At 60.5% G+C, this 16,050-nt stretch carries 16 protein-coding genes; 2 read left to right on the top strand and 14 right to left on the bottom strand.

Going from position 1 to position 16,050, the window contains the following annotated elements:
- Window positions 1-62 precede the first annotated feature (62 nt).
- Window positions 63-545 (top strand): hypothetical protein, encoded by a 483-nt coding sequence (locus FGA82_RS24280; protein ID WP_141129034.1) that lies wholly within the window; start codon window positions 63-65, stop codon window positions 543-545.
- Here the strand turns inward: FGA82_RS24280 and hemN are convergent.
- From hemN to ccoN (FGA82_RS24205), 14 genes are all read right to left on the bottom strand, one after another.
- Complete coding sequence (gene hemN / locus FGA82_RS24275) at window positions 542-1,924, bottom strand: oxygen-independent coproporphyrinogen III oxidase (RefSeq protein WP_141129033.1); 1,383 nt, start codon at window positions 1,922-1,924, stop codon at window positions 542-544. The genes FGA82_RS24280 and hemN overlap by 4 nt on opposite strands.
- 171 nt (window positions 1,925-2,095) lie before the next feature.
- Window positions 2,096-2,779: a sulfite exporter TauE/SafE family protein gene (locus FGA82_RS24270; RefSeq protein WP_141129032.1), complete on the bottom strand. Its 684-nt coding sequence runs from the start codon at window positions 2,777-2,779 to the stop codon at window positions 2,096-2,098.
- The gene (gene ccoS, locus FGA82_RS24265; RefSeq protein ID WP_007918328.1) at window positions 2,772-2,984 is read right to left on the bottom strand and encodes a cbb3-type cytochrome oxidase assembly protein CcoS; all 213 of its coding nucleotides are present in this window, start codon (window positions 2,982-2,984) and stop codon (window positions 2,772-2,774) included. The genes FGA82_RS24270 and ccoS overlap by 8 nt, the downstream gene beginning before the upstream one ends.
- Before the next feature lie 24 nt (window positions 2,985-3,008).
- Window positions 3,009-5,459 (bottom strand): heavy metal translocating P-type ATPase, encoded by a 2,451-nt coding sequence (locus tag FGA82_RS24260; protein ID WP_141129031.1) that lies wholly within the window; start codon window positions 5,457-5,459, stop codon window positions 3,009-3,011.
- 132 nt (window positions 5,460-5,591) lie between these two features.
- Window positions 5,592-6,131, bottom strand: coding sequence for a FixH family protein (locus tag FGA82_RS24250; RefSeq protein WP_141129029.1), 540 nt, complete (start codon window positions 6,129-6,131; stop codon window positions 5,592-5,594).
- An 11-nt stretch (window positions 6,132-6,142) separates the two neighbouring features.
- Window positions 6,143-7,558, bottom strand: coding sequence for a cytochrome c oxidase accessory protein CcoG (gene ccoG / locus FGA82_RS24245; protein ID WP_141129028.1), 1,416 nt, complete (start codon window positions 7,556-7,558; stop codon window positions 6,143-6,145).
- A 409-nt stretch (window positions 7,559-7,967) separates the two neighbouring features.
- On the bottom strand, window positions 7,968-8,951 hold the full coding sequence (ccoP, locus tag FGA82_RS24240) for a cytochrome-c oxidase, cbb3-type subunit III (protein WP_123463553.1): 984 nt from the start codon (window positions 8,949-8,951) through the stop codon (window positions 7,968-7,970).
- Window positions 8,948-9,133 carry a CcoQ/FixQ family Cbb3-type cytochrome c oxidase assembly chaperone gene (locus tag FGA82_RS24235; protein ID WP_003175465.1) on the bottom strand — a complete coding sequence of 62 codons (186 nt, stop codon included), beginning with the start codon at window positions 9,131-9,133 and terminating at the stop codon, window positions 8,948-8,950. Before FGA82_RS24235 ends, ccoP (FGA82_RS24240) begins: the two co-directional genes overlap by 4 nt.
- 5 nt (window positions 9,134-9,138) lie before the next feature.
- The gene (ccoO, locus tag FGA82_RS24230) at window positions 9,139-9,747 is read right to left on the bottom strand and encodes a cytochrome-c oxidase, cbb3-type subunit II (RefSeq protein ID WP_007917161.1); all 609 of its coding nucleotides are present in this window, start codon (window positions 9,745-9,747) and stop codon (window positions 9,139-9,141) included.
- Window positions 9,747-11,189: a cytochrome-c oxidase, cbb3-type subunit I gene (gene ccoN, locus FGA82_RS24225; protein WP_064391308.1), complete on the bottom strand. Its 1,443-nt coding sequence runs from the start codon at window positions 11,187-11,189 to the stop codon at window positions 9,747-9,749. Before ccoN (FGA82_RS24225) ends, ccoO (FGA82_RS24230) begins: the two co-directional genes overlap by 1 nt.
- A gap of 500 nt (window positions 11,190-11,689) precedes the next feature.
- On the bottom strand, window positions 11,690-12,646 hold the full coding sequence (gene ccoP, locus FGA82_RS24220; protein WP_141129027.1) for a cytochrome-c oxidase, cbb3-type subunit III: 957 nt from the start codon (window positions 12,644-12,646) through the stop codon (window positions 11,690-11,692).
- Window positions 12,643-12,840 carry a cbb3-type cytochrome oxidase subunit 3 gene (locus tag FGA82_RS24215; protein WP_141129081.1) on the bottom strand — a complete coding sequence of 66 codons (198 nt, stop codon included), beginning with the start codon at window positions 12,838-12,840 and terminating at the stop codon, window positions 12,643-12,645. The genes ccoP (FGA82_RS24220) and FGA82_RS24215 overlap by 4 nt, the downstream gene beginning before the upstream one ends.
- A gap of 5 nt (window positions 12,841-12,845) precedes the next feature.
- The gene (gene ccoO, locus FGA82_RS24210; RefSeq protein WP_141129026.1) at window positions 12,846-13,454 is read right to left on the bottom strand and encodes a cytochrome-c oxidase, cbb3-type subunit II; all 609 of its coding nucleotides are present in this window, start codon (window positions 13,452-13,454) and stop codon (window positions 12,846-12,848) included.
- Window positions 13,455-13,464: 10 nt separating this feature from the next.
- A complete protein-coding gene (ccoN, locus tag FGA82_RS24205; RefSeq protein ID WP_008082029.1) occupies window positions 13,465-14,889 on the bottom strand; it encodes a cytochrome-c oxidase, cbb3-type subunit I in 1,425 nt (474 codons plus the stop codon).
- A gap of 95 nt (window positions 14,890-14,984) precedes the next feature.
- Here ccoN (FGA82_RS24205) and FGA82_RS24200 point away from each other — a divergent pair, with 95 nt between their 5' ends.
- Window positions 14,985-15,665 carry an alpha/beta family hydrolase gene (locus tag FGA82_RS24200; protein WP_141129080.1) on the top strand — a complete coding sequence of 227 codons (681 nt, stop codon included), beginning with the start codon at window positions 14,985-14,987 and terminating at the stop codon, window positions 15,663-15,665.
- Window positions 15,666-16,050: the final 385 nt, after the last annotated feature.

The following is a 16,050-nucleotide window of genomic DNA, read 5'->3' as shown; positions in this document are numbered from 1 at the left end:
CATAAAGCCACAGGGGCAGCAGCCGATAAACAGGTATCAAAGTGCATACAAGGAACGATTCGATGGCCGCCATTGGCACGCTGGGCCCCGGTAGCAGCGACGTTGCGGCAGTGCTGGAAACGTTTAAGACAGTGTCTGGCAATGCACGCGATCCAGGCTCGACCGAAGAGGCAACCCCGACCTTGGTCGAGGGCGTCAAAGTGTCGCTGTCCGGTGCGTCGATCGAAAAATCCGCCGGTGTCGGTGGTGAAAACAGCGACATCGACGACAGTGGGCTGCCAGAGAACATCCAGCAATTGCTGAAGATGATCCGCAAGTTGCAAAAACAGATTGCCGAGAAAAAAGCGCTCATCGAAGCGGTCATGGCCGACAAGCGCCTTTCCAACGAAGAAAAGATCAATAAGGTCGCGGCTCTGCGCGGCGCCATCGCCGCGTTGAATACGGGTCTGATCACGGCCAACCTGGCCTTGTCCAAAGTGGTGGGGCAGTCGGGCCTGACGGCGGATCAGAATATGAAAGTCGGTTCGCTGCTGATGAAAAATTAAATCACCCGCGAGAAACGCTGGCGGTTCTGCTGCTCCAGATACGCATCGAACACCATGCACACTGAACGCACCAGCAGACGTCCCGCCGGCATTACTTCAATCCGTTCGCGATCAAGCTCAATCAGACCATCGCTAGCCATGCCTTGCAGTTGCGGCCACAGCGCGCCGAAGTAACCCTGAAAGTCGATGTTGAACTGTTGCTCGATTTCGGCGAATTCCAGGCTGAAGTTGCAGATCAGTTGCTGGATCACCGCTCGGCGCAAGCGATCATCGGCGTTGCACACCAGGCCCCGGCTGGTCGCCAGTTGTGCGGCGGCGAGGGTGTTCTGGTACTCGTTGAGATCGCTGCTGTTCTGACAGTACAGGTCGCCGATCTGGCTGATGGCCGACACGCCCAAGCCGATCAAATCGCAATGACCGTGCGTGGTGTAACCCTGGAAGTTGCGTTGCAGGGTTTCCTCTTCCTGGGCAATCGCCAGTTCATCGTCAGGCAACGCGAAGTGATCCATGCCGATATAGCGATAGCCGGCGGCGGTGAGCTGTTCGATGGTGCGTTCGAGCATTTCCAGTTTCTGCGCGGGCGCTGGTAATTCATTGCTATTGATCCGCCGCTGCGGCATGAAGCGCTCCGGCAGGTGCGCATAGTTGAACACCGAGAGTCGGTCCGGTTGCAGGCTGATCACTTCCTCGACGGTGCGGGCGAAGTTTTCCGGGGTCTGCTTGGGCAAACCGTAGATCAGATCGATATTGATTGAGCGAAACTGCAGGGTGCGCGCCGCATCGATCACCGCGCGGGTTTCTTCCAGACTCTGCAGGCGATTGACCGCGCGCTGTACCGCCGGATCGAGGTCTTGCAGGCCAATGCTGACCCGATTGAAGCCGAGTTCGCGCAGCAGGCCCATGGTCGACCAGTCGGCTTCGCGCGGGTCGATCTCGATACCGTAATCGCCGGAGTCGTCCTCCAGCAGATTGAAATGCTTGCGCAGGTGCGCCATTAGCTGACGCAGTTCGTCGTGGCTGAGAAAGGTCGGTGTACCGCCGCCAAAGTGCAGCTGCTCGACTTTCTGCGCGGGGTCGAGGTGGCAGGCGATCAACTGGATCTCCTGCTCCAGCCGTTGCAGATAGGGCTGCGCGCGGCCGCGATCCTTGGTGATGACCTTGTTGCAGGCGCAGTAGTAGCAAATGTTCGCGCAGAACGGCACATGCACATACAGCGACAAGGGGCGCAGGGCTTTGCGGCTGTCGCGCAGGGCATGAAACAGGTCGAAGGTGCCGACCTGACTGTGAAATTGCACGGCCGTCGGATAGGAGGTGTAGCGCGGCCCCGCCAGGTCGTAGCGGCGGATCAGATCAGAGTCCCAACGAATGGCGTCGAGCATGCGGGCATTCCCCCGGATAGGCTGGCAGTGTGAGCGAGTCTATCGGGGTGCGGCGATGGGGCTGTTGATTTGCATCAACAGCATAAGATCAAAAGATCGCAGCCTTCGGCAGCTCCTACAGGGAAACGCATTCCAAAGGTAGGAGCTGCCGCAGGCTGCGATCTTTTGATCTTAATGGCCCATGAGCCAATGTTGATGCGGCCCGGGCAAAGTCCAGATGCCGAACAGAATCACCAGCAATCCACCGGCCATGCGCACGCTGCGTTTGCGCAAAATGGCCGTGACGCGTTCTGCCGCAAGGCCGGTGGCGAGCAATACCGGCCAGGTGCCGAGGCCAAACGCGAGCATCAACAACGCACTGTCCAGCGCATTGCCCTGACTCGCCGACCACAGCAACGTGCTGTAAACCAGTCCGCACGGCAGCCAGCCCCACAACGCGCCAAGCAGCAGCGCACGGGGCAGACTCGACACCGGCAGCAATCGGTTCGCCACCGGCTGGATATAGCGCCACAGACCGCGGCCGAGGCTTTCAATGCGCGTCAGCCCGCTCCACCAGCCGGCCAGATACAAACCCATGGCGATCAGCAACAACCCGGCCAATACGCGCAGGAACAACGCGGCAGGACTGTTGGCCACCGCCCACCCGGCCAATCCGATCAGCAATCCCGCCGTGGCATAGCTGAGAATCCGCCCAAGGTTGTACGCCAGCAGTAAACGAAAGCGTCGGCTGCGCTGTTCCTTGGGAATCGCCAGGGTCAGCGCGCCCATCAAACCGCCACACATGCCCAGGCAATGACCGCCACCGAGCAGGCCGAGGATCAATGCCGAGACCAGCAAGGGCGCCAGTTCAAGCATGGGGTGGGGCCTTGTCGTCCGGTTTGTTGGAGTTGGCTTCGTCCACCGCCGCGGTGTGGTTCGGATCCTGATCGTCGAAGAGGATGCTGTGCGCCGGGCCGTCGAGGTCGTCGTACTGACCGCTGTCCACCGCCCAGAAAAAGATGTACACGGCGATGGCCACGATCAGCAGGGCGGCCGGAATCATCACGTAGAGAGCTGGCATCGGTACTCCAGGCGCCCGCGCGGCTCAGGCCGGCAGGGGGCGGGTTTGCGAGCGGGTGCTGGCGGGCGGCGGACTCGGCAGGCGAGTCAGGCGCAGGGCATTAAGCACCACGGTCAACGAACTGATCGACATGCCGACGGCGGCCCACACCGGAGTGATCCAGCCGAGGGCGGCGAACGGCAACATGAGGCCATTGTACAGCGCCGCCCACAGCAGGTTCTCGATGATTACCCGGCGGGTGCGGCGCGCCAGTGTGAAGGCTTGGACCAAGGCGTCGAGGCGATTGGACAGCAGCACGGCGTCGGCGCTGGTTTTCGCCAGATCGGTGGCCGAACCCATGGCGACACTGATGTCGGCCGCCGCGAGCACTGGCACATCGTTGACGCCGTCGCCGAGCATCAGCACCTTGCGACCTTCCTTGTGCAGCTGTTGCAGGACTTGCAGTTTGTCGTCCGGGCGCAGGCCACCGCGCGCCTCGTCGATACCCAGTTCGGCGGCGACGCTGGCGACCATCGGCGAGCTGTCACCGGACAACAGCAATGTGCGCCAACCGCGTGCCTTGCACGCTGCGAGCAAGGCTGGGGCGTCGTCACGCAAGCGATCGTCGAGGACGAACCACGCCAGTGGCCCTTGAGTGTTGCCGAGCAGCAACCATTGGCCGGCCTCGTCCGGCATTGACGGTGTTGCAGTGCCGCTGAGGGCGCAGACAAATTCCGCTTGGCCAATGCGCAAGCGCTGCCCACCCACCAGCCCTTCGAGGCCAAGCCCCGGCGTGCTGTGGACGTCTTCAGCGGCCAGCGGCGCACGCCCGAAAGCGCGGGCAATCGGGTGTTCCGAACGGTTTTCCAAAGCGGCGGCGAGGCTCAGGCATTGATCGCTGTCCTGCGCGCCGAGTGGGCGAATCGAGCGCAGCACCAGTCGGCCTTCGGTGAGGGTGCCGGTCTTGTCGAAGATCACCGTGTCGATCTGATTCAAACCTTCCAGCACATGCCCGCGAGTCAGCAGCAAACCGAGTTTGTGCAGGGTGCCGGTGGCGGCAGTGAGCGCGGTCGGTGTCGCCAGCGACAGGGCGCACGGGCAGGTGGCGACAAGCATGGCGAGGACAATCCAGAATGCCCGCGACGAATCCAGCTCCCACCACAGCAGGCCGATGGCCGCTGCGGCGATCAGCGATAGCAGCAAAAACCATTGCGCGGCACGGTCGGCGATTTCTGCCAGTCGCGGTTTTTCCGCCTGGGCGCGGTCGAGCAGGCGAACGATGGCCGACAGGCGCGTGTCCTGTCCCATCGCCTGCACTTCCACGGTCAACGCGCCTTCGACGTTGAGTGTGCCGGCGGTGACCGAGTCGCCCGGTACGCGCGGTTGCGGCAGGTATTCGCCGGTGAGCAGCGATTCGTCGATGCTCGATTGGCCGTCGATGATCTTGCCGTCCGCCGGCAGGATCGAGCCGGCCTGCACCAGAATCCGCTCGCCGAGGCGTAGCTCGCTGAGCAGGATGCGTTCGCTCTGGCCGTTGTTGTCCAACCGCAGACACGAGGCAGGCAATAGATTCACAAGTTGTGCCGTCGCGGCGGCGGTGCGCTCGCGCGCACGACGTTCCAGATAGCGACCGGCGAGCAGAAACAAAGCGAACATGCCGACTGCGTCGAAATACAACTCGCCGACCCCGGTGATCGAGGTCCAGATCCCGGCAACGTAGGCACTGCCGATCGCCAGCGACACTGAAACATCCATGGTCAGGTGGCGCGTGCGCAGATCGCGCATCGCCCCTTTGAAAAACGGTGCGCAGCTGTAGAACACGATCGGTGTAGTCAGAAACAGCGCGACCCAGCGCAGGATGGTGTGCAGCTCAGGGCTGAGGTCGATATTGAATTCCGGCCAGGTGGCCATGGTCGCCATCATCGCCTGGAACCACAGCAGCCCGGCGACGCCGAGCTGGCGCAAAGCGAGGCGGTTTTCGCTGGCCAGTTGTTCGCTGGCACGGTCGGCCTGATACGGGTGGGCGGCGTAACCGATGTGGCGCAGTTCGGCGAGGATCTGGCTGAGCGGCAATTGCGCGTCGGCCCAGCGCACGTGCAGGCGATGGTTGGACAGATTCAAGCGTGCTTCGGCCACGGCGGGCAGCGTGCGCAGGTGCTTTTCGATCAGCCAGCCGCAGGCGGCGCAACTGATGCCTTCCATCAGCAGGGTGGTTTCGGCCAGCTCGCCTTCGTGGCGGACAAAGGGTTGCTGCACATCGGCGCGGTCGTACAGCGCCAGTTCGTCGGTCAGTTGCACCGGCAATGCTTCGGGGTTGGCGGAAGCTTCGCTGCGGTGTTGGTAATAGCTTTCCAGACCGCCGGCGACGATGGCTTCAGCCACGGCCTGACAGCCCGGGCAGCAGAATTCGCGGGACTGCCCGAGTACGACAGCGGTGAAGCGGCTGCCGGACGGAACAGGCAGGGCGCAGTGGTAGCAGGGGAGTGGGCTGGTCATGAGGCGTTCCGATATCGTTCCCACGCTCCGCGTGGGAATGCCTCTCCGGACGCTCCGCGTCCGCTTCGGCTGGGACGCGGAGCGTCCCTGGCTGCGTGCCCACGCAGAGCGTGGGAACGATCAGAGTAAGGCTTATTTCTTCAGGTCTTCGGCACCTTGCAGCGGCTCATCACCGAGCAGCAGATCCTTGTCATGGCTCACCAGCTCTTCTTCGAACATGCGCCAGACGTGATCATCCTGACTGCCGAGCAATTCGACAAACCGACGACCTTCGACCTTGTCGCCCAACTGACCGATATAACGGCCGATTTCAGTCTCGCTGCGTGTCAGAACGATCTTGCGATCCTTCTCCGGCTGCGTCGGCGAAATCAGGTTCAATTCCAGCGTCTTCGGCTGGCTGTCACCGCTCAGGCGCAAATCGACTTCACCGGTCACGTCATCCAGATGCACAGCCGCGCGCATCTTCAGATTCTGCGCCAACAATTCACGGTCCAGCGAACGGTTGATGCCTTTGCCGGCCTCGTAGTAGTTGTCGTTGACCAGGTTGTCCGGGTTGTTCACCGCAATGGTCACCATCGACAGCGTCAGGGTCACCGAACAGGCCAGAATCCCGATGATGATCCATGGCCAAAGGTGCTTGTACCAGGGACTTGCGGCGTTTGCTGCGGGCATGTTCAGTTCTCTCAACGGATTTGTGGGCCGATGAATCGGCTCTTGGCTTCAACGTGGACGCTGTCGTCATCGGCGTCCCTGAGGAGGAATTTCACCTCGTTGGTGCTCGATGGCAGTTGTTCCGGTGCGCTCGACAACTCGACCGGCATGCTGACGATGTCGCCAGCCGCGACCTTGATCTCACGCTTGCCTTGCAGGCGCAGATCCGGCAAACCGGCGGCTTCCAGCACGTAAGTGTGATCGCGCTGGTCCTTGTTCATGATCTTCAGGCTGTAGACGTTTTCGATCCGGCCTTCAGCGTTTTCGCGGTACAGCACGCGGTCCTTGCTGACGTCAAAACCGACCAGCGAGCGCATGAAGAACGCGGTGACCAACAGGCTGATCATCGCCAGCAACACCACGGCATAGCCGATCAGGCGTGGCCGCAGTTTATGGGTTTTCTGCCCGGACAGGTTGTGTTCGGTGGTGTAGCTGATCAGGCCCCGCGGGTAATCCATCTTGTCCATGATGCTGTCGCAGGCATCGATGCACGCCGCGCAGCCGATGCACTCGATTTGCAGGCCGTCACGGATGTCGATGCCGGTCGGGCAGACCTGCACGCACATCGTGCAATCGATGCAATCGCCCAGGCCCTGGGCTTTGTAGTCAATACCTTTCTTGCGCGGGCCACGGCTTTCGCCGCGACGCGGGTCGTAAGAGACGATCAGCGTGTCCTTGTCGAACATCACGCTCTGGAAGCGCGCATACGGACACATGTAGATGCACACCTGCTCGCGCAGCCAACCGGCGTTGCCGTAGGTGGCGAGGGTGAAGAAACCGACCCAGAAATACGACCAGCCATCCGCCTGGCCGGTGAAGAACTCGAAGACCAGTTCGCGGATCGGCGAGAAATAACCGACGAAGGTCATGCCGGTGACAAAACCGATCAACAGCCACATCGAGTGTTTGGCGGCTTTGCGCAGGAATTTGTTGGCACTCATCGGCGCCTTGTCGAGCTTGATGCGCTGGTTGCGGTCGCCTTCAGTGACCTTCTCGCACCACATGAAAATCCACGTCCACACACTTTGCGGACAGGTGTAACCGCACCAGACGCGCCCGGCATACACGGTGATAAAGAACAGGCCGAACGCGGCAATGATCAACAGGCCCGACAGCAGGATGAAATCCTGCGGCCAGAAGGTCGCGCCAAAGATGAAGAACTTGCGCTCGGGCAGGTTCCACCACACGGCCTGATGGCCGCCCCAGTTCAGCCACACCGTGCCGAAATACAGCAGGAACAAGGCGGCGCCGCCCATCATCCGCAGATTGCGGAACAGGCCGGTGAAAGCGCGGGTGTAGATTTTTTCTCGAGAGGCGTAAAGGTCAACGCTGTTGTTTGCGTTTTTGCTCGGTGGTGTGACGTCGTGTACCGGAATCTGGTTGCTCATCATTGCATCCCACGGCAGTGGAAAAATGCCTCGGTCGATACGTGCCGACCGGGGTCAAAAAGGGGTGTCGCAGTGGCGCAATGATACGCCGGTCGCTCTGGGTCAAGGGTGCGACCTTTGGTCGCGTTGGGTAAAAAACCTGAATGGTGTAGCGAATGCAGCAAAGCCTGATGCAGGTCAATTGACTTGTTGAGTATGGACGGTTTTAGCGTGGCGGCTAATCCGGGGTTCTCACAACTCAGCGGGGTTCATCTGATCAACCCATGGAATAACGGCACCGGCGAAAGCGCTCCTGCCAAAGGGCAGGGGCGCAGGAGATCGGGCGACGTTTCAAGGCATGAATGCCAGCATGAAAAAAGGCCCCGCCAATCAACGTTGGCGGGGCCTTTTTTTGTTTCAAGCGTTGGCCTTATTCGGCGTTCGCTTCCGGTGCTTTTTCACCGTGGGACAGGCTGTAAACATACGCCGCCAGCAGGTGAACCTTGTCGTTGCCTTGCAGTTGTTCCTGCGCCGGCATCTGGCCCTGACGGCCGTAACGGATGGTCTGCTGCAGTTGCGCAAAGCTCGAACCGTAGATGAAAGCACCCGGGTGGGTCAGGTCAGGCGCGCCCATGGCGGGGGTGCCTTTGCCGGCCGGACCGTGGCAGGCCACGCAGTTGGCGGCGAACAGTTTGCCACCGTTGGCCGGGTCAGCCTTGGTGCCTTCCGGCAGTTTGCGGCCATCGAGGTTGGTCACGACGAATGCCGCGACGTCGGCAACGCCTTGCTCACCAATCACTTCAGCCCAGGCCGGCATCACCGCGTGACGACCGCCCATGATGGTGGTCTTGATGGTTTCCGGCTCGCCGCCCCAGCGCCAGTCGGCGTCGGTCAGGTTAGGAAAGCCGTAAGCGCCCTTGGCGTCGGAACCGTGACACACCGAGCAGTTGGAGGCGAACAGACGGCCACCCATTTTCAGTGCTTGCGGATCCTTGGCGACTTCCTCGATTGGCATGGCAGCGAACTTGGCGAAGATCGGACCGAATTTGGCGTCCGAACGGGCCATTTCCTTTTCCCACTCGTGCACGCCGGTCCAGCCGGTCTGGCCGTTGGCGAACGCGGTCTGCTTGTCGTTATCGAGATAGTTGTAGCCCGGCAGCAGGCCTTTCCAGTTACCCAGACCCGGGTACAGCACGAGGTAACCCAAGGCGAAAACGATAGTGCCGACAAACAGCATGAACCACCATTTCGGCAGTGGGTTGTCGTACTCCTCGATCCCGTCGAAGGAGTGCCCGACCGTCTCGTCCGTCTGTTCGCTGCGCTGGCCCTTGCGGGTCGACAGCAGCAGCCAGGTCAGGGAAAAGATCGTACCGAGACTGAGGACTGTGACGTACAGACTCCAGAATGTAGTCATTCTTTGTTACTCCTAGAAGCTTGCTCGACGTGCTTGATGGCTTCGGGATCATCCGCAAAAGGCAACAAGGTCGCGTCTTCAAACTCCGACTTGCGCTTGGGGCTGAACACCCACAACGCCAGACCGATGAAGGCCACCATCACGACAACGGTGCCCAGGCCACGAATCATCCCGATATCCATCTAATTCACCGTTTGCTTTTGATGATGGTGCCCAGGCCTTGCAGATAGGCCACCAGCGCGTCCATTTCGGTCTTGCCCTTCACGGCATCCTGAGCACCGGCGATGTCTTCGTCGGTGTAAGGGACGCCGAGGGTGCGCAAAACCTCCATTTTCTTGGCGGTTTCCTTGCCGTCGAGCTTGTTTTCCACGAGGAACGGGTAAGCCGGCATTTTCGACTCAGGCACCACGTTGCGCGGGTTGTACAAGTGCGCACGTTGCCAGTCATCGGAGTAACGACCGCCGACACGGGCCAGGTCCGGACCGGTACGCTTGGAACCCCACAGGAACGGGTGGTCCCAGACGCTTTCACCAGCAACCGAGTAGTGGCCGTAGCGTTCGGTTTCGGCGCGGAACGGACGGATCATCTGCGAGTGGCAGCCGACACAACCGTTGGCGATGTAAACGTCGCGGCCTTCCAGTTCCAGCGCCGAACGCGGCTTCATGCCTTCGACCGGCTTGTTGGTGACGTCCTGGAAAAACAGCGGAACGATTTGGGTCAAGCCGCCAACGCTGACGGCGATGACCATGAAGAAGGCCAGCAGGCCAATATTCTTCTCGACAGCTTCATGCTTCATCAGTGAGCTCCAACGACAGCGATCTGGGCAGCGGCTTCGGCTTCAGCCGGGTTCGAGGCGCGCACGGTGCGCCAGACGTTGTAAGCCATCAGGAACATGCCGCTGGCGAAGAATGCACCGCCCAGCGCACGGACGATGTAGCCCGGGTGGCTGGCTTGCAGCGCTTCAACGAACGAGTAGGTGAGGGTGCCGTCGTCGTTGATTGCACGCCACATCAGGCCCTGAGTGATGCCGTTGACCCACATCGACGCGATGTACAGCACGGTGCCGATGGTCGCGAGCCAGAAGTGCGCGTTGATCAGGCCGACGCTGTGCATCTGCGCACGACCGAACAGGCGCGGAATCATATGGTAGATCGCGCCGATCGAGATCATCGCTACCCAGCCGAGAGCGCCGGCGTGTACGTGGCCGATGGTCCAGTCGGTGTAGTGCGAGAGCGAGTTGACGGTCTTGATCGCCATCATCGGTCCTTCGAAGGTCGACATGCCGTAGAACGCCAGCGATACCACGAGGAAACGCAGGATCGGGTCGGTGCGCAGCTTATGCCAGGCGCCCGACAGGGTCATCATGCCGTTGATCATGCCGCCCCAGCTTGGCGCCAGCAGAATGATCGACATCGCCATGCCCAAAGATTGTGCCCAATCCGGCAGTGCGGTGTAGTGCAGGTGGTGCGGGCCGGCCCAGATGTACAGGGTGATCAGAGCCCAGAAGTGCACGATCGACAGGCGATAGGAGTAGATCGGACGCTCGGCCTGTTTCGGCACGAAGTAGTACATCATCCCGAGGAAACCAGTGGTCAGGAAGAAGCCCACCGCGTTGTGGCCGTACCACCACTGAATCATCGCATCGGTCGCGCCCGAATAGGCGGAGTAGGACTTGAACAGGTTCACCGGCAGGGAAGCGTGGTTGACGATGTGCAACATCGCCGTGACGACGATGAACGCACCGTAGAACCAGTTACCCACGTAGATGTGCTTGGTTTTGCGCTTGGTGATGGTGCCGAAGAACACCAGGCCGTAGGTGACCCAGACAATGGCCAGCAAAATGGCGATCGGCCATTCCAGTTCCGCGTATTCCTTGGTGGTGGTGTAACCCAGCGGCAAGGTAATGATTGCGCCGACGATCACCGCTTGCCAGCCCCAGAAGGTGAAGGCCGCGAGGCTGTCGGAGATCAGTCGCGTCTGGCAGGTTCGCTGCACGACATAGTAGGAAGTGGCAAATAGTGCACAACCACCGAAGGCGAAAATCACCAGGTTTGTGTGCAACGGGCGCAAGCGTCCAAAGCTCGTCCACGGCAGACCGAAGTTCAATTCCGGCCAGACCAGTTGCGAGGCGATGAAGACACCGAGCCCCATGCCAAGGATCCCCCAGACCACCGTCATGATGGCGAACTGGCGGACTACCTTATAGTTATAAGCAGTCGGACTGATTGCTGTGCTCATTCTAAGGTTCCACGGTTTGGGTGTTTTATTAGGATTAAAATCGGCCGCAAGTATGCAGAGAGCAGGGGGTCATTGCAACGCGCCATGACCTGGGTCAATGCTTTCCAACGCTGATTCTGCGGCCTTTCCATGCGCCGCGTAAGGACAAAATCGGCCTCGGACAAAATGTCGCAGCGGACGAAAAAAGCGAGGGGTTCAGGTCGCTTGTAACGGGGTGTGTTCAAACGCTCGGTTCGGGTGACGGACGGTGAATGGCACGACAGCCGGTATCTACCGGCGTTTGCGGCCACATCAGTCAGCCGGTTCGCGGAACACAGCAGTCAGCGTTGACCTGGAACCGGCACAAGCCAGTCCGCATCGAGCAAGCGTAGACCCGAATCCGGGGAACCGAAAGGTGAGGGTGTTAAGGGGTGCGACAAAAGGAAGCAGCTGCGAGTTGAAAGCTGCAAGCGACAAGATGATTCAAGTCGCCTGCAGTATTGTATACAGTGCTGTTGATTTTATTTGGAGCTATCAGCTTGAAACTTGTCGCTCAATTGCTCGCGATTTTTTGAAAGGTTGTATACATAAGCGGCGAGCAATTGCACTTTATCGTTACCCAACAGCTCGTTCTGCGCCGGCATATGACCCTGACGACCATGGCGAATGGTCTGTTCAAGTTGGTTCAGGCTGGTGCCATAGATAAACCCGGCCGGGTGCGTCAGATTCGGCGCACCCATGGCTTCAGTGCCGTGGCCGGTTGCCCCATGACAGGCTACGCACGTGGTGCTGAACGCCTGCTGTCCGGCTTGCAGGTCAGCCTTGTTGTCGGCGGGCAATGGCAGGCCGGCCAGTTCATGACGCACATAAGCGGCCACGTTCTTCACTCCGGCCTCGCCCAACACTTCGCCCCAGGCCGGCATCGCCGCCATCCGGCCACCCATGATGGTGGTCTTGATGGTGTCGGCGTCGCCGCCCCAGCGCCAGTCGCTGTCGGCGAGGTTAGGGAAACCGAACGCGCCTTTGGCGTCCGAGCCGTGGCACACCGAGCAGTTGGAGGCGAACAAGCGGCCACCCATTTTCAGCGCCTGCGGATCCTTCGCCACTTCTTCCACCGGCATCGCGGCGAACTTGGCGAAGATCGGGCCGAACCTGGCATCAGCCTTGTTCATTTCCTTTTCCCACTCGTGCACACCGGTCCAGCCATCCTCGTATCCCGGCAAGATGCCTTTCCAGTTGCCCAGGCCCGGATAGAGGATCAGATAGCCCACGGAAAACACCAGCGTGCCGGCGAAGAGCATGAACCACCACTGCGGCAGCGGGTTGTCGTATTCCTCGATGCCGTCGAAGCTGTGGCCCATGGTCTGGTCGACGCTGCCCTTGGTTTCGCCCCGGCGCGTGCCGATCAGCAGCCACGTCAGGCCGATCAGGCTGCCGATGGTCAGTACGCAGATCCACGTACTCCAGAAGGTGGTCATGGCCGGGTACTCCTTGTTTCAGATGCTGGGGTAATGTCGGCTTGCGGTTCATCGGCGAACGGCAGCAGACGTGCTTCGGCAAACTCCGGGGTGCGCTTGCGGTTGAACACCCAAAGTGTCAAACCGACGAAGGCGACGAACACCACGACCGTTCCGAGGCCACGAATCAGGCCTGCACTCATTTCAATGATCATCGTGCTCACCTCTTGCTCTTGATCGCAGTGCCGAGCACTTGCAGGTAAGAAACGAGGGCGTCCATTTCGGTCTTGCCTTTGAGGCTGGCCACCGCGCCGCTGATGTCGTCGTCGGTGTACGGCACGCCGAGGATGCGCATGGTCTTGAGCTTGGTTTCGGTGTGGCTGCTGTCGACCGCTTGTGTGACCAGCCACGGGTAGGCCGGCATTTTCGATTCCGGTACGACGTTGCGCGGGTTGTACAAGTGCGCGCGGTGCCAGTCATCCGAGTAGCGCGCGCCGACCCGGGCCAGATCCGGCCCGGTACGTTTCGAGCCCCAGAGAAACGGGTGATCCCAAACGCTTTCGCCCGCTACCGAGTAGTGCCCGTAGCGCTCGGTTTCGGCGCGGAACGGACGGATCATCTGCGAGTGGCAACCTACGCAGCCTTCGCGGATATAGATGTCGCGGCCTTCCAGTTGCAGCGCGGTGTAGGGCTTCATGCCTTCCACCGGTTTGTTGGTGACGTCCTGGAAGAACAGCGGGACGATCTGGGTCAGGCCGCCGATGCTCACGGCGAACACCATGAGCAACATCAACAGGCCGACGTTCTTTTCAATCGTTTCGTGTTTCATGGCGGACTCCTCAGGCCATCTGCGCGGCAGCGACGACGTCAGCAGGCTGCGAGGCCCGCACGGTGCGCCAGGTGTTGTAAGCCATCAGGAACATGCCGCTGAGGAAGATCGCCCCACCAATCAGCCGCACGACGAAGCCTGGGTGGCTGGCCACCAGGGTTTCGACGAAGGAGTAGGTCAGCGTGCCGTCCTCGTTCACCGCGCGCCACATCAGGCCTTGGGCGATGCCGTTGACCCACATCGAAGCGATGTAGAGCACGGTGCCGATGGTCGCGAGCCAGAAGTGCGCGTTGATCAGGCCGACGCTGTGCATCTGCGCCTTGCCGAAGATTTTCGGGATCATGTGGTACAGCGCGCCGATGGAAATCATCGCCACCCAGCCGAGGGCGCCGGCGTGTACGTGGCCGATGGTCCAGTCGGTGTAGTGGGAGAGGGCGTTGACGGTCTTGATCGCCATCATCGGACCTTCGAAGGTCGACATGCCGTAGAACGCCAGCGACACCACGAGGAAGCGCAGGATCGGGTCGCTGCGCAACTTATGCCAGGCGCCCGAGAGGGTCATCATGCCGTTGATCATGCCGCCCCAGCTCGGTGCCAGCAGAATCAGCGACATCACCATGCCCAGCGACTGCGCCCAGTCCGGCAGCGCGGTGTAGTGCAAGTGGTGCGGGCCGGCCCAGATGTATAGGGTGATCAGGGCCCAGAAGTGCACGATCGACAGGCGATATGAGTACACCGGACGCTCGGCCTGTTTCGGCACGAAGTAGTACATCATCCCGAGGAAACCGGCGGTGAGGAAAAAGCCTACGGCGTTGTGGCCGTACCACCATTGCACCATCGCGTCGGTTGCACCGGCGTACACCGAGTAGGACTTGGTGAAACTCACCGGCAACTCAAGGTTGTTGACGATGTGCAGAATCGCCACGGTGATGATGAACGCGCCGAAGAACCAGTTGCCCACATAAATGTGCTTGGTCTTGCGCTGCATGATGGTGCCGAAGAACACGATGGCGTAAGCGACCCAGACGATGGTGATCAGGATGTCGATCGGCCACTCCAGCTCAGCGTATTCCTTGGAACTGGTGTAACCCAGTGGCAGGCTGATCGCCGCCAACAGGATCACCAGTTGCCAGCCCCAGAAGCAGAACGCGGCGATTTTCGGCGCAAACAGCTGAGTCTGGCAGGTGCGTTGCACCGAGTAGAACGAACTGGCGAACAGCGCGCAGCCACCGAACGCGAAGATCACCGCGTTGGTGTGCAGCGGGCGCAGACGGCCGAAACTGGTCCAGGGCAAATTGAAGTTGAGTTCGGGCCAGACCAATTGGGCCGCGAGAAAAACCCCGAGCCCCATGCCGACGATGCCCCACACCACCGTCATAATGGCGAATTGGCGGACCACCTTGTAGTTGTAGGCGGTACTGATAGAAGTGTTCATGGTTCCCCATCCACGGTTCAGCCGAAGTGAGCGCGCGCAAAACACGCGGCGAATCCTTCGTCTGGAGTTATAGGCAGACTAAAAGCGAGGCAAGCATGGACAAACAGCACAAGGCCAGTATTGACGGGGATCAATGGGCGCAGTGCGTGCGTGATCATGGGTGGCTTTGGGATGCCGCCAGTGGTGAGACTTCCGCGACGTTGATCCTTGCCCACGGTGCTGGTGCGCCGATGGACAGTGACTGGATGAACGATATGGCTCGGCGCCTTGCTGCACTGGGTGTGAACGTGTTGCGGTTTGAGTTTGCGTATATGGCGCAGCGGCGGGTGGATGGGGTTAAACGGCCGCCGAATCCTGCTGCGAAACTGCAGGAATGTTGGCGTGAGGTGTATGCCGAGGTGCGGCGTCATGTCACTGGGGTTTTGGCCGTTGGCGGGAAGTCGATGGGCGGGCGGATGGCTAGTCTTTTGGCTGACGAATTGGGTGCCGATGCGTTGGTGTGTTTGGGTTATCCGTTTTATGCGGTGGGGAAGCCGGAGAAGCCTCGGGTTGAGCATTTGGCTGGTTTGAAGACACGGACGTTGATTGTGCAGGGCGAGCGGGATGCGCTGGGCAATCGGGAGGCGGTTGAGGCGTATACGGTATCGCCGAGTATCAAGGTTTTTTGGCTGGTGGCCGGGGATCATGATTTGAAACCGCTCAAGGCTTCAGGTTTTACCCATGAGCAGCATTTGGCCAGCGCCGCGCAGAAAGTAGCCGAGTTTCTCAGCAACTGACCGAGCCGGGCTGAGATTTTGAACTGCATGAAGATCGGCTCCCTTCCCCCTCGCCCCCTTGGGGGAGAGGGCTGGGGTGAGGGGGATCGATTTCAGCAACGACATATTTTTTGGGTACATATCCATTGCTGCGGTAACGGCCACTTAGGGTTCCGCCCTTACGGCGGGTCACCTTTTCCAAACGCCGAAAAGGTAACCCAAAAGGCTTGCTCCTACGTGCGGCCCGCTCGCTAACGCTCGGGGTTCCTTCGCTCCGGGATCGATCCGGGCGCAGCGCCTACGGTTTGCTTCGCTGCACCTCCTCTCGCTGTGTTTGGCTGCGCCAAACGGTCGCTGCGCTCCCACCCCCGGATCAATCCCTCCACTCAGCCTTCCGACGTCGCCC

Origin of the sequence: Pseudomonas fluorescens, assembly GCF_005938625.1 — a bacterium.
Classification (GTDB): domain Bacteria; phylum Pseudomonadota; class Gammaproteobacteria; order Pseudomonadales; family Pseudomonadaceae; genus Aquipseudomonas; species Aquipseudomonas fluorescens_BD.
This window is presented reverse-complemented; position numbering and strand designations above follow the sequence as displayed.